The organism is Brucella sp. NBRC 14130 (assembly GCF_040371715.1).
Lineage (GTDB): Bacteria > Pseudomonadota > Alphaproteobacteria > Rhizobiales > Rhizobiaceae > Brucella > Brucella intermedia.
Genome location: NZ_BAABTE010000003.1, coordinates 97,031 through 117,182, shown reverse-complemented (window position 1 = coordinate 117,182; position 20,152 = coordinate 97,031). Strand labels below are relative to the sequence as shown.

The window sequence follows — 20,152 nt, the reverse complement described above, 5'->3', positions numbered from 1 at the left end:
GATGCTGGAATTTTATGGCAGGAAGTTTGAAAGCCGCCTGCTGCTCGGCACGGCGCAATATCCGTCACCGGCCATATTGGCCGATGCGGTGCGCGCCTCGCAAAGCGGTATCGTTACCGTCTCGCTGCGCCGCGAAAGCGGCGAGGCCCGCGCCGGACAGGATTTCTGGGCGCTGATCCGGGAACTGGGCGTCGCTGTTCTGCCGAACACGGCGGGCTGTCACACGGCCCGCGAAGCTGTCACCACGGCAAAAATGGCGCGGGAAATCTTCGGCACCAACTGGATCAAGCTCGAAGTCATCGGCGACCATGACACATTGCAGCCCGACCCGTTCGGCCTTGTGGAAGCGGCGCGCACGCTGTGCGACGACGGCTTCGAGGTCTTTCCCTATATGAATGACGATCTGGTCGTCGCGGAAAAGCTTCTCGAGGCCGGTTGCAAGGTGCTGATGCCGTGGGGCGCGCCCATCGGCTCGGGCCGTGGCCTGAACAATCCTTATGCGCTCAAAACCATGCGGGCGCATTTCCCCGACATTCCGCTTGTCGTCGATGCAGGCATCGGCGTGCCGTCCCATGCGGCGGCGGCAATGGAGCTGGGCTTCGACGCCGTGCTCATCAACACCGCCGTCGCCAAGGCTGGCGATCCCGTCGCCATGGCACGCGGTTTCGCGCTTGCCGTCGAAGCCGGTCGGCTCGCCTTCGAGGCGGACGCCATCGAAGCCCGCGACATGGCCGCACCATCCACCCCTCTTCTCGGAAAGGCATTTTTGTAATGGCCCTCGATCCGTTCTACCCCATCTTCGACAGCGCGAGCTGGCTGGAGCGCATGGTGCCGCTCGGCGTCAGGCTGGTGCAGTTGCGCGTCAAGGACAAGAGCGAGCCGGAACTGCGCGGTGAAATCCGCGCCGCCCGCGAGATATGCCTTGCCCATGACTGCCAGCTGATCGTCAACGACTATTGGAAACTGGCGCTGGAGGAAGGCTGCGACTTCATCCATCTGGGCCAGGAAGACCTCAACGATGCCGATCTCGATGCCATTCGCGCCGGTGGCCTGAAGCTCGGCGTTTCAAGCCATGACGAAGCGGAACTGGACCGCGCATTGTCGGTTAAGCCTGACTATATCGCGCTCGGCCCCGTCTATCCGACCATCCTGAAAAAGATGAAATGGCACGAGCAGGGCCTGCCTCGTCTCGGCCAATGGAAGGCACGCATCGGCGACATTCCGCTGGTGGGCATCGGCGGTATGAGCGTCGAGCGCGCGCCGGGCGTTTTCGAAGCGGGCGCCGACATCGTTTCCGTCGTCACCGACATCACACTCAATGCCGACCCTGAAAGCCGCCTGCGCCAATGGATCGAAACCACGCGCGCTTATGCAGGCCATGCTCTGGAGCAAACCCTATGAAAAAGACTGCCTTTGCCGCCCTGTTCGGCCTCGCCCTCACCACTGCCACTTCGGCTCACGCCGATGACAAGCTGAAGCTCATTCTCGACTGGTATGCGAACCCCGATCATGGCCCGATCATCGTTGCCGACAAGCTCGGCTACTTCAAGGATGCGGGGCTGGACGTGGAAATCGTCGCTCCTGCCGACGCCTCGACCCCGACCAAGATGGTCGCGGCGGGGCAGGCCGATCTCGCCGTCTCCTATCAGCAGCAGGTGCATCTTCAGGTCCATGAGGGTCTGCCGCTCGTCCGTGTCGGCACATTGATCGACTCGCCGCTCAACTGCCTGATGGCCCGCGACGACGGCTCGGTGAATTCCATTGCCGATCTCAAGGGCAAGAAGATCGGCTATTCGGTCGCGGGCGTGGAGGAAACGCTCCTCGGGACCATTCTCGGACAGCATGGCGTGAAGCTTTCCGACGTTGAACTCATCAATGTAAATTTCTCGCTTGCGCCATCGCTGATGTCGAAGCAGGTCGATGCGGTGATGGGTGCCTATCGCAATGTCGAACTGAACCAGATGGCCGTCGAAGGCGTGCCGGGCAAATGCTTCTTTGTCGAGGAAGAAGGCGTGCCGGTTTATGACGAGCTGGTCTATGTCGCGGCCACGACCGGGCTCGACGCGGCGGAAAAGGACAAGATTTCCCGCTTCCTGTCGGCCACCGAGAAGGCCGCGCAGTATATCGTCAATCACCCGGACAAGGGTTTCGAGCTGTTCTCGTCCTACAGCACCGAACTCAAGGACGAATTGAACCAGCGCGCCTGGAAAGACACCGTCGCGCGCTTTTCACGCGCACCTGCCAGCCTCGATACCGGCCGCTGGCGTCGCTATGAGGCTTATCTCAAGGAGCACAATCTGGTGCCTTCCGTCCTGCCGGTCGAAAAATTCGCCATCGACGTCAATGCCGAAGGGAGCAAGTCATGAGCCAGCCGCAGCCGCATTATTCATCCGAACTGTTCACGCGCCTTCGCGCAGCGACGCTTGATGACTGGAAGCCCTATATCGAGCATGAATTCGTGCGGGGTCTTGGCGATGGCACGTTGCCCAAGGCGGCCTTCCTGCATTATCTGCGTCAGGATTATGTCTATCTGCATCACTATGCCCGCGCCTTCGCGCTCGGTGTGGTCAAGGCCAATAGCTTGCAGGAAACCCGGCTCTGCGCCCAGATCATGCATCGGCTGACGGTGACGGAGCTGCCGCTTCATGTCGGCATCTGCGGCCGCGAAGGCATCAGCGAGGATGCGCTTTACGCCACGAAGGAAGAGCCGGAAAACCTCGCCTACACGCGCTATGTGCTCGATTGCGGACAGGCGGGCGATTTCCTCGACCTGCTGACCGCGCTCGTGCCCTGCGCGCATGGCTATGGCGAGATCGGCCTCAATCTCGCTGTGACGGCCCGCCCCGGCACGCCCTATCAGGAGTGGATCGATACCTATGCGGGGCCTGATTATCAGGACATGTGCCACACGGTGGGCAAGCTGTTCGATCAGGCCGCTCGGGATCGCATCGGCGATGACTTCGAGAAAAGCCCGCGCTGGCCAAGGCTCTGCCAGATTTTTGCCACCGCAAGCAGGCTCGAAGCCGAGTTCTGGTCGATGGGGTTGAAGGCCGGATAGTGACCGAAGCGCTCTCGAACCGAAGCCGAATGAAACGCGCTGCCGATGGTCTGCTGTCGGCAGCGGTGGCGCTCGCCATCTGGCAGGCGGTGGTGAGCATCGGCCAGATGCCGCGCTTCATCCTGCCGGGTCCGCTCGATGTCGTGCAGGCGCTGATCGGCAATGCCGGGCTGATTGCCGAGAACGCCATCGCCACCATCGGCGAAGTGCTGGGCGGCCTCGTCCTTGGCAGTGCGGTCGGCATTGCGACCGCCATCTGCCTGATGATGTCGCCACTGGCGCAGCGCCTCGTCATGCCCGCCATGGTGTTCAGCCAGGCGATCCCGATCTTCGCGCTCGCCCCCATCCTGACCTTGTGGCTCGGCTACGGCCCCGCATCGAAGATTGCGGTCACGGTGCTGATGATCTTCTTTCCCGTCGTTTCGACCTTCTTCGACGGCATGCGGCGCACCGAAACGAGCCTGATCGACGCGGCGGAAATCCTGGGGGCCGGACGCATGGCGATCCTGTTTCGCATCCGCATCCCCTCCGCCTTTCCTTCGCTGGCGTCGGGCCTGAGCCTCGCTGCGGTCTATGCCCCCATCGGCGCCGTGGTGGGAGAATGGGTCGGGGCATCCAAGGGGCTCGGCTATCTGATGCTGCTCGCCAATGGACGGGCCAAGGTGGACCTGATGTTCGCCTGCCTGTTCGTTCTGGCGGCTTTCACCATGCTGCTGCACGGCACGGTGTCGCATTTCGCCCGCAAGCTTGCCGTCTGGCCGCGAAAAGCCGCATAAAAAAACCGGCGGGAAACCGCCGGTTTTCATGTTTGTTCAAACTGCCATCAGGCCAGCGTGTAGGCCGTCTTCACCGTCGTGTAGAACTCGGCGGCGTAGCGGCCCTGCTCGCGCGGACCGTAGCTCGAACCCTTGCGCCCGCCGAACGGCACATGGAAATCGACGCCGGCGGTCGGCAGATTGACCATCACCATGCCCGCTTCCGAATTGCGCTTGAAATGCGTGGCGTGCTTCAGGCTCGTCGTGCAGATGCCCGACGACAGGCCGAAATTCGTATCGTTGGCGGTGGCAAGCGCTTCTTCATAATCCTTGACGCGGATCACCGAAGCGACCGGGCCGAAGATTTCCTCGCGGCTGATGCGCATCTGGTTGGTGGCTTCCGTGAACAGCGCAGGCTGGAGATAGAAGCCCGGCGTTTCGCGGTTGAGGCGCTCGCCGCCAAAGGCAAGCTTCGCGCCTTCCTTGCGGCCGATCTCGATATAGTCCATGTCCTGCTTGAGCTGGCTTTCATCGACCACCGGGCCGATATGGGTGCCCTGCTTCAGCGCATTGTCGACCACGACGGTCTTCAGCTTTTCAATGGCGGCGGCAACGAACTTGTCGTGGATGCCTTCCGTCACGATGATGCGCGAGGAAGCCGTGCAGCGCTGGCCGGTGGAGAAGAAGGCGGAATTGACGACCGATTCCACAGCCACATTCAGATCGGCGTCATCGAGAACCACGACCGGGTTCTTGCCGCCCATTTCGAGCTGGAAGCGACGATTGTGCTCGATGGATGCAGCCGCAACGCGCTTGCCCGTGCCGGTGGAACCGGTGAAGGTAACGGCATTGACGTCGGCGCTGTCCAGAATGGTCTGGCCGACCACGGAACCCTTGCCCATGACGAGATTGAGAACGCCCTTTGGAAGACCGGCGCGATGCAGGATATCGACAATCGCCCAGGAGCAGCCCGGCACGAGGTCAGCCGGCTTGAAAACGATCGTGTTGCCATAGCAGAGCGCCGGCGCGATCTTCCATGCCGGAATGGCGATCGGGAAATTCCACGGCGTGATGATGCCGACGACGCCGACAGGCTCGCGGGTGATTTCGACGCCGATGCCGGGGCGCGCAGAAGGCAGAACTTCGCCTGCCAGACGCAGGGCTTCGCCCGCGAAGAAATCGAAAATCTGGCTGGCGCGGATGGTTTCGCCGATGCCCTCGGCCAGCGTCTTGCCTTCCTCACGCGACAGGAGACGGCCAAGCTCGTCCTTGCGCGCCAGGATCTCGTCTGCGGTTTTGCGCAGGATCGCATGGCGCTCCAGAATGCCGGAGCGCGACCATGCCGGGAAGGCGGCTTTCGCGGCGGCAATGGCCGCCTTGGTGTCTTCAGCCGTTGCGCGCGCATAGGTTCCAACGACATCATTGGTGTCCGAAGGATTGATGTTGGCGATCCCGTCGCCGCCGACCCATTCGCCCGCGATCAGATTTTGATGTACCGTCATGAACTCTCCCTGTGCGCCGCACGGCTCTGATATATCTCAGAACGACCCTTCACCCATGAGCGGCGGAATTGCAAGACCGGAGCCGTCCTGTAACGCAAAAAGTGAAAATAAGCCCCGGGCCTAGGCCTTGAAAGGCCTGCCTTGCAAATTTGTCACAGTCAATGACCAGTTGGAAAAATTGTCATTTTTCGCCTTGGCAAATATTTTTGCTCATTTATTGTGCACCTATCCGCAACACTGGCAAGAGGTATGAGATGCGTGTCTATTACCCATTCCCGATGGTGCCCAGTGTTCGCGCGGGCGCTTCCAAGCTTTAAGTCCTTGGCCCGCGATGCAGGCTGAGGCCTGAACGCCCTCCCTAAAGGGGCACATTCCAAAACTTCCAAATTTGCCGCAGCCGTTACCGGCTGCTTGTTTTGTCTTTGTTTTCACGCATCGTCCGACGCCGAACCGCTTCGCACTTTTGCTGAAAATGCTTTTAAAGGAACCAGAATCCGCCCGAACGCGGCCTGGTATTGTAGATATGACTCGGTTTCGCATCAATTTCCGGGGACCTGCTTTCCGCAACGTCCTCGGCTACACTTTCGGCCACTGGCGAAGTCAGCCCGTGCGGCTGACGCTGATGATAATCGGCATGCTGCTCGCAACAGCCGCAGATGTTCTGACCCCGCTCTATTCCGGGCGGCTGGTCGACGCGCTTTCACTGGGCAATGACGGCGCATGGGATGCGGCCATTCATGCGCTGATCGTCCTGCTTGCGCTGGGTGCATTGGCGCTGATCACGCGCCAGCTGACCTTCTATGTCATCACCGACTTCACCTTGAAGATCATGAGCGACATGGCAGCCAGCTCGTTCCGCAGGCTGCAGCGGTTCTCGACCGACTGGCATGCCAATGCCTTTGCCGGATCGACCGTGCGCAAGGTCTCGCGGGCCATGTGGGCGCTCGACCTTCTCAACGATACGCTGATCGTGGCCCTGCTGCCATCGGTCCTGATGCTGCTCGGCTCGGTCGCACTTTTATCGTGGTACTGGCCGCTGATGGGCCTGCTGGTCGCCATTGGTTCGGTGCTGTTCATCGTCTGCACCATCGTGATCTCGCTCGGCTTCGTCGCCCCTGCGGCAACGCTTGCCAATAGCTGGGACACGCGCATGGGCGGCGCCTTGGCCGATGCCATTTCGTGCAATGCGGTTGTGAAGGCGTTCGGTGCGGAAAGCCGCGAAGATATGCGTCTTGCCAAGGTCGTCACCAAGTGGCGCGGCCGCACACGCCGCACATGGCTGATCGGTACGCTGAACGGCTTCATCCAGGGTGCGAACCTTCTGGTGATGCGCGGCGTCGTCATTGCCTTTGCGCTCTATCTGTGGAGCCAGGGCAAGGCAACGGCGGGCGATATCACCTTCGTCCTGACCGCCTTCTTCATGTTGCAGGGCTATCTGCGCGATGTGGGCATGCATATCCGCAACCTGCAGCGCTCGGTCAACGACATGGAGGAACTGGTCGATATCGAGGCGCAGCCTTACGGTATTGCCGACAAGCCGGGTGCTCCGGCCATCAAAATTGGAAATGGCGAGATCACTTTCGATCACGTCACCTTCCATTATGGCAATCACGAATCCGCCCTCTATCGCGACTTCTCGGTCAAGATCGAGGCTGGCGAGCGCGTCGGTCTGGTCGGTCATTCGGGTTCGGGCAAGACGACTTTCGTCAAGCTGATCCAGCGGCTTTACGATGTCAGCGGCGGCGCTATCCGCATTGACGGGCAGAACATCGCCGATGTCACGCAGGCATCGCTCCGATCGCAGATCGCCATCGTGCAGCAGGAGCCGATCCTGTTTCACCGGACGCTGGCCGAGAACATCGCCTATGCCCGCCCCGGTGCGACGCAGGCCGAGATCGAGGAAGCTGCGAAGCTTGCGAGCGCGCACGACTTCATCAGCCGCCTGCCGAAAGGCTATGCAACGCTTGTCGGTGAACGCGGCGTGAAGCTTTCGGGCGGTGAGCGCCAGCGTGTCGCCATTGCCCGTGCGTTTCTGGCAAATGCACCGATCCTTATTCTGGACGAGGCGACGTCGAGCCTCGATTCGGAATCGGAGGTGCTGATCCAGCAGGCGATGGAACGGCTGATGGTGGGCCGCACGACGCTTGTCATCGCACACCGGCTTTCGACGGTGCGGGCGCTTGACCGGCTGCTGGTCTTCGACAAGGGCAAGATCCTCGAAGAAGGCGACCATGATGCGCTTATCCGCAAGCCGGACGGCATCTACCGCCGCCTGTTCGAGCGTCAGGCGCTGGAACTGACCAAGGGGCTGGAAGACGTCTTTTCGTAATCCAGTCTCCCATGTCGCCACCCACAGGGCCGGATGATTCCGGCCCTGTCTTCGTTTCATATTCCCTATCTCTTTGTTTTTTCGCATGTCTTCGACCCGAAACCGCTTTCCGCTTTCGGGAGACATGCGCCATTCATCATCCGTTCAGATCACGGTGCGTATCACTCGCAGCCCAAGCGTGGCCCAAACGTGAGTTGACATTTCCATGACAGAAATGTGACAGGATTTTTGTGAAAATATGGGAGTTGGTGAGTAAAACATGCCGGGTGTGATGGAAAATACCGCAGCGCGTCGCTGGAGCGATGCCGCGATTTTCGGGCCTGCCCGTATTGCCTGGCCGCTGCGTCTGGCCGCCATTGCGCTTGCTTCCATGGTGCTTTCGACCCTGCTGGTTTTCGCCATCGAATGGATCGTGCGCGGCTCGTTCACCGATACGATGCAGTTCTTCCGCACACCGCACAAGCCCGCATGGACGACCGTGGCGCTTTTCGTCGTCGTGCTCACCGCAAGCGACGCCATTTTCGGGCGCATCCATTATGGCTTCATCGTCGTCGGGCCGCTGGCGCTGATTGCCGCCACGACCGCCCGTGAAAAAAGCCTTTATCTCGGCGACCCGCTCTATCCGAGCGATTTTCTCTATGCCCGTCAGATCGTGGATCTTCTGCCGCTGCTGGTGCGCGACCGGCCATGGAGCGCGGTGGGCATAGCCCTGCTGCTCATCGCCTCGGCAGCCTTGATGATCACCGTGACGCTGTTCTGGTGGCGACGTTTCGACCCGATCCCGTGGAAGGGGCGGATGCTGCGTCTTGCCTTCGCGCTGCCGCTGCTCGCCTGGTTCGCGGTCATTTCTGATTATGCGAGTTTTTCGCTGGCCCGGGACCGTCTGCGCATTCTGCCCATCATGTGGGACCAGAAGGAAAATTACGCGCATAACGGCTTCACCATGGCTTTCATCCTGAATGTGCCGATGGCGACGGTCTTCGCGCCGGAGGGCTATTCCCCGGAGACGATTGCCGCCATCGAACCGCCCGCGCAGCTCATCCCTGCCGCATTCGACAGCCGCAAGCCGGACGTCATCATGGTGATGAGCGAATCCTTCTGGGATCCGACGCGCCTTCCCGGCGTGGCCTTCAGCGCCGATCCGATCCCGACAGTGCGTGCGGAACAGTCCGGCCATGTCTTCTCGCCGGAATTCGGCGGCATGACCGCCAATGTCGAGTTTGAAACTCTAACCGGCTTTTCCAAGGCGTTCCTGCCTTCGGGCAGCATTCCGTACCAGCAATATATCCGTCGCCCGCTTCCCTCGCTTGCAAGTTTTTTCAAGGATCAGGGTTACGCCACGCGAGCCATCCATCCCTATCGCCAATGGTTCTGGAACCGTGGTCCCGTCTATGAAAGCATGGGCTTCGACCGGTTCATGTCAGAGGAAAACATGCCGCCGCTGGAAAAGCGCGGCGCGCTGGCGTCCGACGCTGCCTTGACCGATGAGATCATCCGCGAAGCCGATTCCATGGATGCTCCGTTCTTCTTCTTCGCCGTTTCTCTTCAGGGACATGGCCCATACGAGGCCAACCGCTATCCGGATTCCAAACTCGAGGTGCAGACCGACGCCAGCGAGCATACCCGCCAGTCGATCCGCTCCTATTCGCAAGGGGCGATGGATGCCGATGCAAGCCTTGCAAGGCTGATGGAGTGGGCATCCAAGCGTGACCGCGAAACCATTCTCGTTTTCTTCGGCGACCATCTGCCGCCACTCGGCCCCGTCTATGTCGAGACGGGCTTCATGGCAAACCGGGTTGCGAGCCGCACCGCCTCTGCCGAAGATATGATGCTGCAGCACGAAACCCCGCTGGTTCTCTGGTCAAACAAGCGTGGGGCCGAACGGGGAACGGGCACGATCAGCCCCGCCTTCCTGCCGCTGCACATTCTGGACATGGCCGGGATGCAGCACCCCTATTACACCGGCTTCCTGCGCCAGTTGCACGAGCGCTACCGGGTCGTTGACAATCATGCGGTGTTTGACCGGTCGGAGAATGCCGAAGAGGGCTGGCAACAACGTCCGCCCTTCCCGCCGCTGCTGCGCGATTATCAGATGCTGCAATATGACATGATCTTCGGCAGCAATTTTGCCCGCGAGCGCTTCTTCCCCTCGCATCCCGAACAGAGTTAGACAGGTCTATACCGGCGCCTTGCCGGACGACTGGCGAATGACGAGTTTATAATCAATCTGCCGCGAAGCCGACAAATGGCCGGTTTCGATCTGTTTCAAGAGCATGTCCGCCGCGTCGCGGGTCATCTCGAAAATCGGCTGGCGGACAGTGGTGATCTGCGGCGAGACCATGCTGGCGATAGCGCTGTCATCGAAGCCCACCACCGTCAGCTGGTCGGGTATCGCAACATTGTGGTCATAGGCGACCTGCATGACGGCAGCCGCCATATCGTCGTTTGACGCAAACACCGCCGTCGGCGGCTCATCGAGCGAAAGCAATTTCTTTCCGGCAGCAAGGCCGCTTGCGAAACTGAAACCACCCTGCACCTCGTAATCCGGGTTACGCTCGATCCCCGCCTGCTCCAGCGCGCGCCGATAGCCCGCCAGGCGCAGTTCCGCCGAACGATGGGTTGGATCGCCAATGACGATGGCGATCCGGCGATGGCCGAGCTTCAGAAGATATTCCATGAGATCGAAGGCGGCAGCCCCGTCATCAATCGTGACGCTGTCGGTCGGATGGACATTCACATCCCCCGCGACCCGCGCAAACGGCATTGCCGATGCCGTCAACTCGGCGAGGATTTCAGGATCGTCCGACATGGGCGGCGTCACGATGATGCCGTCGAGGCCGGAGGCGTGCGCCGTTTCGATCAGCGCGCCGCGAATATCATCCCGATTTTCGACGGGAAAGATCAGCAGGCGGTATCGCGTGTCGCGCAGCCGTTCCAGCGCACCCATCTGCAATTCGGTGACGTAGCTGGCGCTCGGATTTTCGAAGAAAAGACCGATCAGGTGAGACCGGCGTTCGACAAGGTTGCGGGCGGCGGCATTGGGGCGGTATCGCAACTCGCTTCCCGCCTGCCGGACCTTTTCGCGGATGGCCTCGCGCACATTCGGTTCGTCATTATAGACGCGTGAAACTGTCTTGATCGACACACCGGCAAGGCGTGCCACATCATGAATGGTTGCTCGTTTTCCTGCTGCGGCCATATCGGATCGTCTCCCTCCCTCTCCGATCTATCCTTCTGTTTTCACGCATTATCCGACGCAAAACCGCTTCGCACTTTTGCTGGAAATGCTCTAACCGCTTCGCCGCAAAACGAAAAGAGAAATCAGGGAATTGAGCAGACCCGCGATCGCGTCAGAAAGCGAACCTCGCGGCCATTGTCGAGGGAAAACATGCCTCCGCGTCCGGGAACGACATCGATGATGAGTTCGGTATGTTTCCAGGCTTCATATTGCGGACCGCTGATATAGACCGGAGCACCACCGATTTCTCCGAGTTTCACGTCCGTGTCGCCGACGATGAATTCGCCTTGCGGATAGCACATCGGCGATGACCCATCGCAACAACCACCCGACTGGTGGAACATGATCGGCCCGTATTCGGCCTGCAATTGCCGGATGAGATCAAGTGCGGCCGGTGTGGCGCTCACCTGTCCGTGGTCCGTATCGGGGCTTTTCTCCGCCATATCCCCCTCCCGGGAAGACGAGCGGGCACTTGTGCAATGCCCGCCCGGATGTGCATTCTACCGCATCTTCCATGCGGCACGGGGCATTATTGCGTGAGGTCCATGACCACGCGGCCTTCGATATTGCCCTGCCGCATATCGTCAAAGATGGAGTTGATATCCTCCAGCTTTTCGGTGCGGATGGTGGCTCGCACCTTGCCATCACCGGCAAAATCGAGCGACTCCTGCAGATCGAGCCGGGTGCCGACAATCGATCCGCGCACTGTAACGCCGTTCAGCACCATATTGAAGATGGAAAGCGGGAAGTCGCCGGGCGGCAGGCCGTTCAGCGAGACCGTGCCGCCGCGCGACACCATGCCCAGCGCCTGTTCGAAGGCGATCGGCGAAACCGCCGTAACCAGCACGCCCTGCGCGCCGCCATCGGTTTCCTTCTTGATATAGGCCGCCGGATCGTTATGCGTCTTTGCGTTGACGGTTACAGTTGCGCCGAGCCTGCGCGCAAGATCGAGCTTTTTGTCGTCGATATCGACAGCAGCAACATTGAGCCCCATGGCCTTGGCATATTGCACCGCCATATGGCCCAGTCCGCCCACGCCGGAGATGACAACCCAGTCGCCGGGCTTCGTATCCGTAACCTTGAGACCCTTGTAGACCGTTACGCCCGCACACAGGACCGGCGCGATTTCGTTGAAATCGATACTCTTCGGCAAATGGCCGACGAAATTGGGATCGGCAACCACATATTCGGCAAAGCCGCCGTTGACCGAATAGCCCGTATTCTCCTGTGCCTCGCAGAGCGTTTCCCAGCCGCCCAGGCAATGGCGGCAATGTCCGCATGCTGTGTAAAGCCAGGGAACGCCGACCCGGTCACCTTCCTTCACATGTTTGACGCCGCTACCCACGGCAGAGACGTAACCTACGCCCTCATGGCCCGGAATGAACGGGGGATTGGGCTTGACCGGCCAATCGCCCTCGGCTGCGTGCAGATCGGTATGGCAAACGCCTGACGCCTGAATGGCGACCTGTATCTGGCCGGGGCCGGGTTCGGGTACCGGCACTTCTTCAATCGTCAGGGGCTTTCCGAATGCGCGCACCACGGCGGCTTTCATTGTCTTTGCCATGAAGTTTCTCCTTCGTTGTCGAACTGAGCTGGCTTCCTGGGGGACGGAAGAAATGTGAAAATTCGCAGTCATGGACAAAAGGTCGCCCGGGCGTTTCCGCCCAGGCCCCTTGGGAGGGTATTGGGAATCGTTAAAGTCGACGCAATACTGGCATGAAGAGCGATCCCGACCCTTGATTGAACGCAATGCGAAGACGTTTTCTCCGCATTGCGTCTGCCGGGAGTTCTAGAAGAAGCCCAGCTTCTTCGGGCTGTAGCTCACAAGCATGTTCTTGGTGTTCTGATAATGGTCGAGCATCTTCAGATGGTTTTCGCGGCCGATACCCGACTGCTTGTAACCGCCGAATGCCGCATGGGCCGGATAGGCGTGGTAGCAGTTGGTCCACACACGGCCAGCCTGAATGGCCCGTCCGAAGCGATAGGCGCGGGTCCCGTCGCGGGTCCATATGCCGGCGCCGAGGCCGTAAAGCGTATCGTTGGCAATCGATAGCGCTTCGGCGTCGTCCTTGAAGGTAGCGACGGACACGACCGGACCGAAGATTTCCTCCTGGAAAATGCGCATCTTGTTGTTGCCCTTGAACACCGTCGGCTTAACGTAATAGCCACCGGCGAGATCGCCCGGCAGAATATTGCGCTCGCCGCCGGTCAGCACTTCCGCCCCTTCCTGACGGCCGATATCGAGATAGCTCAGGATTTTTTCCAGCTGCTCGCTGGAAGCCTGCGCACCGATCATCGTGGCCGGATCGAGCGGGTCGCCCTGCACGATGGCCTCCACGCGCTTCAGCGCTTTTTCCATGAACCTGTCGTAGATCGATTCATGGACAAGCGCGCGGCTCGGACAGGTACAGACTTCGCCCTGGTTGAGCGCGAACATCACGAAGCCTTCGATGGCCTTGTCGAGGAAATCGTCATCTTCCGCGGCAACATCCTTGAAGAAGATATTCGGCGACTTGCCGCCCAGTTCCAGCGTAACCGGAATGAGGTTCTGGCTGGCATATTGCATGATCAGGCGTCCCGTCGTCGTTTCGCCGGTGAAGGCGATCTTGGCGATGCGCGGGCTCGATGCGAGCGGCTTGCCTGCCTCAAGGCCGAAGCCGTTGACGACATTGACGACACCGGGCGGCAACAGATCGCCGATCAGTTCCATGAGCACCAGGATCGATGCCGGGGTCTGCTCGGCCGGTTTCAGAACGACGCAGTTGCCTGCGGCAAGGGCGGGCGCAAGTTTCCACGTCGCCATGAGGATCGGGAAGTTCCAGGGGATGATCTGGCCGACGACGCCAAGCGGTTCATGAAAATGATAGGCGACCGTGTCGTGATCGATTTCCGAAATGCCGCCTTCCTGAGCGCGAATGACGCCTGCGAAATAGCGGAAATGGTCGATAGCCAGCGGCAGGTCGGCATTGGTGGTTTCACGGATCGGCTTGCCGTTGTCCCACGTTTCGGCAGCCGCCAGCGCGGGCAGGTTTTCCTCAATCCGGTCGGCGATGCGATTGAGGATGAGCGCGCGTTCAGCCGCGCTCGTCTTGCCCCAGGCATCCTTGGCGGCATGCGCTGCGTCGAGCGCCGCTTCAATGTCAGCGGCATCCGAACGGGCTATTTCGCAAAGCACCTGTCCGTTGACGGGCGACGTGTTGTCGAAATAGCGCCCCGATTTGGGCTCGACCCATTTGCCGCCAATGAAGTTTCCGTAACGCTTTGCAAAAGCCGGCTTCACGGTCCGGCTGAATTCAACCTTGTTCATGACATCCTCCCAGAAACAACGCTGCTCCTACAGCGCTTCATGGTTGAGGATCGCGCGGGAGCGGGGAAGAGTCATCCCACGCATTCAAGCTCGCAAGATCATTTGTCGCAATATTGAGACAGTTTGGCCCGCCTATTTCAGCGTGGCTTCATCAATGGGCGCGAATGATCTTCAGACGGTTCAGCTTGCGGTGCAGCGTCGCCCGGCTGATGCCCAGAAGCTGCGCCGCAGAGGAAATGTTTCCTTCCGCGCGGGCCAGTGCCCGCAGGATCACCCCGCGCTCCGATTCCGCCATGTCCTCGCGCGGGTCGGCGGGCGTCCCCAGAAGATCGGCGGCAGGCAAGGGGCCTGCCAGCGCATCATCGTCAAGCTCCAGCGCAAGGCGCGCCGCGCGCGTCGCGCCGACGACGAGGTCGTCCTTGTCGACGGCGATCAGCGCGCCGCCGGTGCGGTCCGGGCTTGGCGCGAGCATGATACGCGCATCAGGAAAAGCCTGACGGAAATTTTCAGCCTCAATGCGGCGCGCAGCGTCGATAACGGCCACCGATATAAGCTGCGCAAAGGCCTCCGTCAGATCGGCGCGGCAGGAGGAAACATCAAGTGCTGCCATGAGGCGCCCCTGATGGTCATGGATGGGAGCGACCGTGCAGGAAAGCCCGATATTGCGCGTGTGGAAATGCTGGTCGCGATGGATCGTCAGCGGGCGCTGTTCAACGATGCAGGTGCCAATGCCGTTGGTGCCTTCGCTCTGTTCGCTCCAGACCGCGCCGGTCCAAAGCCCCCACCGGTAGAAGGTGTCGTCATCGCCCGGTGCGCCGCGCCGTTCGACCGGCACGCCTTCGCTGTCGGCCAGCAGCACACAGCAGCCAACGCCGCCGACGGCCAGATAAAGGCGGTCCATACTGGCTTGCGCTATGCTGACGAGGCGTTCGATCCGTTGATGGGCGGTTCGGAACTCGCCATCGGAAAGTGTGCGCACCGATCCCGGTTCGGCAGGGTCGAGCCCGTGCAGTTCCGCCGAGCGCCGCCACGAGGCGACGAGAGCAGACCGTGCAGCCCCACCCGCCGTCGTGATTGCGGATTGGATGCGGTCAGCATGTGTCCGGTCTTGCGGTGTGCCCATCTTTTCCTCCCAGGAAGGCTGGAACCCGCTGTATGGGAGAATAATGACTGCTCAAAACACAACTGGCAAGTGCGGCCAGAGCGGCTCCTGTTCTAACAGAATCGCCGGAACCGCTCTAACTATTTGTTCTATCGCATTATCCAACGCAAAACCGTTTCACACTTTTGCTGGAAATGCTCTAAAGATCGAGAGGGTCAGGCGACGCGCGCAGGCTTCAGATATTCCTCAAGCAAGGAAACATCCGCCGCATTGAGGCGAAGTCCGAGTTTCGTGCGCCGCCACAAGATATCCTCGGCGCTGACTGCCCACTCATTTTCCTGAAGATACCGCACTTCGGCTTCGTAAAGGTCGGCGCCGAAATATTGTCCGAGGTCGGTCAGGGAAGCGGCACCCTTGAGCAGGCTGTGGATACGCGTTCCATATTGCCGGAACAGCCGCCGCGCATGGGCCGGGGCGAGGAAGGAATAAGCGGCGTTTACTTTCTGCAACTGCCGCTCGAACTCGACATCCACGAAATCGCCACCGGGCAACGGGGCGGCATGGGTCCATGGCGCTCCCTTCTGCCCCAGTCGCTGCTCGATCTTTTCCAGCATATGTTCGGCAAGCCGGCGCGCCGTGGTCAGCTTGCCGCCGAACACATTGATCAGGGGAGCAAGCCCATCGGGCGCATCCTCTTTCAGCACGTAATCGCGGGTCGCTTCCTGCGCCTTGCTCGCGCCGTCATCATAAAGCGGACGCACACCGGAATAGGTCCACACGATATCCGCGCGACTGACAGGTTCCTTGAAATATTCGCTGGCGGCCGCACAGAGATAGTCGGTCTCGCTGTCGGTAATCGCAACCTTGGCCGGATCGCCCTCATAGTCCTGATCGGTCGTGCCGATCAGGGTAAAATCATCTTCATAAGGAATGGCGAAGATGATGCGCCCGTCATTGTTCTGGAAGAAATAGGAGCGCGGATCGGAAAATTTCCTGCGCACCACGATATGGCTGCCCTGGACGAGGCGGACATTGTGAAGCTGGCGATCTCCCTCCACGCCCTGCAGCACCTTGTCGGCCCACGGACCGGCGGCATTGACCAGCAGGCGGGCGCGAACTTCCTCGCGCTCGTGCGTGTCGGTATCTTCCAATGTGATGGTCCAGCATTCCCGGTCACGGCGAGCCGCTACGACTCTGGTCCGGGTGCGGATCATCGCGCCGCGATCCGCCGCATCCCGGGCGGTCAGGGCAACGAAGCGCGCATCGTCGACCCAGCAGTCCGAATATTCAAATGCCTTGGTAAAAAGCGGCTTCAAGGGCGCGGCCGCGGGATCGGATCGCATGTCGAGCGTCCGCGTGGCGGCAAGTTTTTTGCGTCCGCCCAGATGGTCGTAGAGGAACAGCCCCAGTCTCAGCAGCCATGCAGGGCGCACTCCGCCTTTGTGATAAGGCAGCACGAACCGCATCGGATGAATGATGTGCGGTGCATTGGCCCACAGCACTTCCCGCTCCATCAACGCCTCGCGCACCAGACGAAATTCATAATGCTCGAGATAGCGCAATCCGCCATGGATGAGCTTGGTGGCCCGCGAGGATGTGCCGCTGGCTAGGTCGTTCATCTCGGCCAGGCCAACCGAAAATCCCCGGCCAATCGCGTCGCGCGCGATACCGCATCCGTTGATGCCGCCGCCGATTACAAAAATGTCGAATAGTTTCTCTTGCGCCATGGCGAACCCCGAAGACCGCTCTCCGAAAACCAAAGCGAATATAATTCATTTAATACGAAAGCAAATCGAAAATAAACGAAACTAGGACTCTTTTTCCCCTGTGGGGCTTTCGCCAAGGGTTTCAATCAGTTCGACCTCGTTTTCCCGGCACAGGTTCCTCAACTGGTCCGACGGGCAGTGATCGGTAATGAATGTGTCGATCTGCGATATATGGCCGATGCGCACCGGCGCCGTGCGCTCCAGCTTTGTGGCGTCGGTCACGAGGATGACATGCCGGGCATTGGCAATGATTGCCTGCGCCACTTTCACTTCGCGGAAATCGAAATCGAGCAGCGCCCCGTCCTCGTCCATGGCCGAGGCTCCGATGATCGCGTAATCGACCTTGAACTGCCGGATGAAATCAACGGCGGCTTCGCCGACGATCCCCCCGTCCGACGGACGCACGACACCGCCCGCGACCACCACCTCGATCGAGGCGTGAACCCGCAATGTATTGGCAACATTGATATTATTGGTGATGACCATCAGATTGTCATGGTCGACCAGTGCCTGGCTGACGGCTTCGGTCGTGGTGCCGATATTGATGAACAATGAAGCGCCATCGGGAATGATCTCCGCGGCAGCGCGCCCGATCGCTTCCTTCTCATGCGCCGCGATGCGACGCCGCGCCTCATATTCCATGTTCTCGACACCGGACGGATAGAGCGCCCCACCATGGATGCGGCGCAGCATCCGAGCCCGGCAGAGGTCGTTCAGGTCCTTGCGCACCGTTTGCGGCGTCACCTCGAATGCCGCGGCAAGATCGTCCACCAGAACCTGCCCCTGTTTGCGAGCGAGCTCTAGAATTGCGTTGTGACGGGGAGTGAGCTGCATTGTTGTCCTGAGGCTGGCATTATTCTGATCGCGTCCGGATAATTTCGCGGTTTTTCAATAGAAAGCAACCACTTCAGCCGGAACAATTTTCGACATACGCCGCCTTTCTTCAGCGGCTGAAGCAGAATTGACGTTTTACCCGGCGCGAAAACGCAGGAAAAATCTGCACGTCAGGCAAGCGGGACCGAGTGCCGACGCTCCCAAGGTGGAGCAATGACACCGGACCAAACGAGAAATGATGATTTAATCGAGATCGAATTTTTCGCCATACATGCGGTGCAGCTTGCAAGCCACTTCCGTACGGTTTGCGGCGCCGATCTTCTTCATGATGTTATGGACATGCGCCTTCACTGTACCCTCGCTCATGCCAAGCTCGAAGGCGATGATCTTGTTCGACTTGCCGATCCGGATCGCATGGACAACCTCGATCTCGCGCGCGGTGAGCAGTTCTCCCAGAACGTCGTCGTCGATATCGGCCGGCGCGGTCTGAAAAACCATGGAAGCAGGCACATACATGCCGCCGGCGGTGGCAAGATGAATGGCCTCGACACAGACTTTTATATCGACCGAGGTCGGAATATAGCCGCGAGCGCCGATTTCCATGGCACGTACGACCTGAGCCCACTCCTCGCGTTCAGCGAGAAATACGACCGGCACCGGACGCCAGAGCTCGATCACAGCTTGCAGCTTTTCTGAGAAAAATGGGTCCGCCAGTCGCTTCGAACCTATATTGATCAGAACAACAGCAATATCCTCGGTTGGATCTGCCAGTTCGATCGTCGCTTGTGTTTCTACGGGAAGCTTGAGCCCGTTCAGCACAAGCCCGTTATAAAGACATTGCCGTTCAAGATTGCTCTTGCATACCAGCAACAGGCGCCGTTCCCGTACGGCCTCAATACCCGAAGCACCCCCCCTGTCATCCCCGTGCTCCGGAGCAGTCCAAATGCTATCCCCTCTTACTTCCAACATGTGATGCTCCCGGCATACTCAAGTTGCTCTATGTTTATGCATCCTACTATTACTTTCGTCAGAGACGAGTGTTTTCCAATGCTTACATGGATAGAGCCCTATCCATGACCAGCGTGAATATTGCTATCGGGAAATAATCGTGTCATTAACTTATGTTAGCAATGCATAAAATTTATGACCACTTGTAAGAAAGACTTGAACGGCAGGAGATATAGCCTCTATATCTTTGGTTTAGTTGATTTCCGACTTTACTGAAATTTGAGAAGCTCAAGACGGAATTTGAGTAACTCTTGCTCGAGGATATTCATGCTCACTGGCGGAAATATCCCTCGATTATTCATGTGTTCTTCCAAGCGGAAGATCGCCCTGTAGTTTTCAGAAAATGTTTGGAGCGCATTTCGATTTGCTTAGATGAGATCAGCGCCCTAACTGTTCGTCTTAATGCGCATTCTTGCCGAAAGGCCGTTTCACACATATCAAAATATGCTCCAACGGGTTAAAAATGCACAGTGGCAGGCAGACCACAGACCCATCGACTGAAGCGCTCATTGGTTTATTGGAGGCCTCTCCAATTTTCGCCAAGCTCGGAGCGCGGGAGATAGACGCGCTTTCTTCTCTCACCATTATCGAAGGCGACTTTGCCGCCGATGCCGCGATCATCAGGCAGGGAGAACAAATCAGAAGCCTTCATCTCGTTCGTTCCGGCTGGGGATGTGTCTATCGCGATCTGGCCAGCGGCGAGAGGCAGATCATCGACTTTCCCATGCGGAGCGATTTTCTGGGGCTGCGAACGGCGGACGGTTACAGCTATAACACCATCACGGCAATCACGCCCATGTCGGTGTTCGAAATTCCGCTCGTCTCTCTCGAGGCCTCCATTGAATACGCACCGCGCCTCAGCCTGATCTTCATAGAGCTTCTCGCGCGCCAGCGATCCCTGCTTATCGAGCATCTTACCAATATCGGGTGCCGCGCTGCCTTCGTCCGCACCGCGCATCTGTTTCTCGAGCTCTCCGACCGCGTGCAATCCTCGGGCATGGGCGATGCGAATTCCTTCTATTGCCCGCTGACACAATATCAGCTTGCCGATGCACTGGGGCTGACGCCAATTCATCTCAACCGGATGCTGCGCGACTTGCGGGAAGAAGGGCTGATCCTGTTCCGCTCAAACCGGGTGGAAATTCTGGACCGGAAGCGCGTAGCCGCCCTTGCCCAGTACGACGGAGAGTTCATGCGGATGTCGGTTTTCGGGAAAGAAGAATGACAACCGATGTAAGTACTCTATCCCACAG

Annotated in this window: 17 protein-coding genes; 8 read left to right on the top strand and 9 right to left on the bottom strand. The window is 59.4% G+C overall.

Going from position 1 to position 20,152, the window contains the following annotated elements:
• Window position 1: 1 nt before the first annotated feature.
• Genes ABWW28_RS06685 through ABWW28_RS06665 form a run of 5 tightly spaced genes read left to right on the top strand, consistent with a single transcriptional unit; the run spans window position 2 to window position 3,834 of the window.
• Window positions 2–772, top strand: coding sequence for a thiazole synthase (locus ABWW28_RS06685; protein WP_112702593.1), 771 nt, complete (start codon window positions 2–4; stop codon window positions 770–772).
• Entirely contained in the window at window positions 772–1,401 is a 630-nt protein-coding gene (locus tag ABWW28_RS06680) for a thiamine phosphate synthase (protein WP_113342023.1), read from the top strand. The genes ABWW28_RS06685 and ABWW28_RS06680 overlap by 1 nt, the downstream gene beginning before the upstream one ends.
• Window positions 1,398–2,366, top strand: coding sequence for an ABC transporter substrate-binding protein (locus ABWW28_RS06675; protein WP_113342022.1), 969 nt, complete (start codon window positions 1,398–1,400; stop codon window positions 2,364–2,366). The genes ABWW28_RS06680 and ABWW28_RS06675 overlap by 4 nt, the downstream gene beginning before the upstream one ends.
• On the top strand, window positions 2,363–3,058 hold the full coding sequence (gene tenA / locus ABWW28_RS06670; RefSeq protein WP_112702591.1) for a thiaminase II: 696 nt from the start codon (window positions 2,363–2,365) through the stop codon (window positions 3,056–3,058). Before ABWW28_RS06675 ends, tenA begins: the two co-directional genes overlap by 4 nt.
• Before the next feature lie 29 nt (window positions 3,059–3,087).
• The gene (locus ABWW28_RS06665; protein ID WP_210272861.1) at window positions 3,088–3,834 is read left to right on the top strand and encodes an ABC transporter permease; all 747 of its coding nucleotides are present in this window, start codon (window positions 3,088–3,090) and stop codon (window positions 3,832–3,834) included.
• 47 nt (window positions 3,835–3,881) lie between these two features.
• Here ABWW28_RS06665 and ABWW28_RS06660 read toward each other — a convergent pair whose 3' ends face one another.
• Window positions 3,882–5,315 carry an aldehyde dehydrogenase family protein gene (locus tag ABWW28_RS06660; protein ID WP_006465935.1) on the bottom strand — a complete coding sequence of 478 codons (1,434 nt, stop codon included), beginning with the start codon at window positions 5,313–5,315 and terminating at the stop codon, window positions 3,882–3,884.
• 523 nt (window positions 5,316–5,838) lie between these two features.
• Here ABWW28_RS06660 and ABWW28_RS06655 point away from each other — a divergent pair.
• Entirely contained in the window at window positions 5,839–7,644 is a 1,806-nt protein-coding gene (locus ABWW28_RS06655; protein WP_182506228.1) for an ABC transporter ATP-binding protein, read from the top strand.
• A 259-nt stretch (window positions 7,645–7,903) separates the two neighbouring features.
• The gene (locus tag ABWW28_RS06650) at window positions 7,904–9,814 is read left to right on the top strand and encodes an LTA synthase family protein (protein WP_113342019.1); all 1,911 of its coding nucleotides are present in this window, start codon (window positions 7,904–7,906) and stop codon (window positions 9,812–9,814) included.
• Window positions 9,815–9,820: 6 nt separating this feature from the next.
• Here ABWW28_RS06650 and ABWW28_RS06645 read toward each other — a convergent pair whose 3' ends face one another.
• The 8 genes from ABWW28_RS06645 to ABWW28_RS06610 all read right to left on the bottom strand — a co-directional run bounded on the left by ABWW28_RS06645 (window position 9,821) and on the right by ABWW28_RS06610 (window position 18,860).
• Window positions 9,821–10,843, bottom strand: a complete 1,023-nt coding sequence (locus ABWW28_RS06645; protein WP_112671360.1) for a LacI family DNA-binding transcriptional regulator — start codon at window positions 10,841–10,843, stop codon at window positions 9,821–9,823.
• Window positions 10,844–10,965: 122 nt separating this feature from the next.
• Window positions 10,966–11,325: a DUF779 domain-containing protein gene (locus tag ABWW28_RS06640; RefSeq protein WP_113342018.1), complete on the bottom strand. Its 360-nt coding sequence runs from the start codon at window positions 11,323–11,325 to the stop codon at window positions 10,966–10,968.
• Window positions 11,326–11,411: 86 nt separating this feature from the next.
• Window positions 11,412–12,446: an alcohol dehydrogenase AdhP gene (gene adhP, locus ABWW28_RS06635; RefSeq protein WP_112671362.1), complete on the bottom strand. Its 1,035-nt coding sequence runs from the start codon at window positions 12,444–12,446 to the stop codon at window positions 11,412–11,414.
• 225 nt (window positions 12,447–12,671) lie between these two features.
• Complete coding sequence (gene adh / locus ABWW28_RS06630) at window positions 12,672–14,189, bottom strand: aldehyde dehydrogenase (RefSeq protein ID WP_006465928.1); 1,518 nt, start codon at window positions 14,187–14,189, stop codon at window positions 12,672–12,674.
• Window positions 14,190–14,340: 151 nt separating this feature from the next.
• Window positions 14,341–15,312 (bottom strand): GAF domain-containing protein, encoded by a 972-nt coding sequence (locus ABWW28_RS06625; RefSeq protein ID WP_113342017.1) that lies wholly within the window; start codon window positions 15,310–15,312, stop codon window positions 14,341–14,343.
• Between the two features lie 194 nt (window positions 15,313–15,506).
• Window positions 15,507–17,018: a glycerol-3-phosphate dehydrogenase gene (gene glpD, locus ABWW28_RS06620; RefSeq protein WP_113342016.1), complete on the bottom strand. Its 1,512-nt coding sequence runs from the start codon at window positions 17,016–17,018 to the stop codon at window positions 15,507–15,509.
• Window positions 17,019–17,099: 81 nt separating this feature from the next.
• Window positions 17,100–17,891: a DeoR/GlpR family DNA-binding transcription regulator gene (locus tag ABWW28_RS06615; protein ID WP_112671368.1), complete on the bottom strand. Its 792-nt coding sequence runs from the start codon at window positions 17,889–17,891 to the stop codon at window positions 17,100–17,102.
• A 243-nt stretch (window positions 17,892–18,134) separates the two neighbouring features.
• Window positions 18,135–18,860, bottom strand: a complete 726-nt coding sequence (locus ABWW28_RS06610; protein WP_006465924.1) for a response regulator transcription factor — start codon at window positions 18,858–18,860, stop codon at window positions 18,135–18,137.
• A 502-nt stretch (window positions 18,861–19,362) separates the two neighbouring features.
• Between ABWW28_RS06610 and ABWW28_RS06605 the strand changes: the two genes are divergently transcribed.
• The gene (locus ABWW28_RS06605) at window positions 19,363–20,124 is read left to right on the top strand and encodes a Crp/Fnr family transcriptional regulator (protein WP_006470823.1); all 762 of its coding nucleotides are present in this window, start codon (window positions 19,363–19,365) and stop codon (window positions 20,122–20,124) included.
• Window positions 20,125–20,152 lie beyond the last annotated feature (28 nt).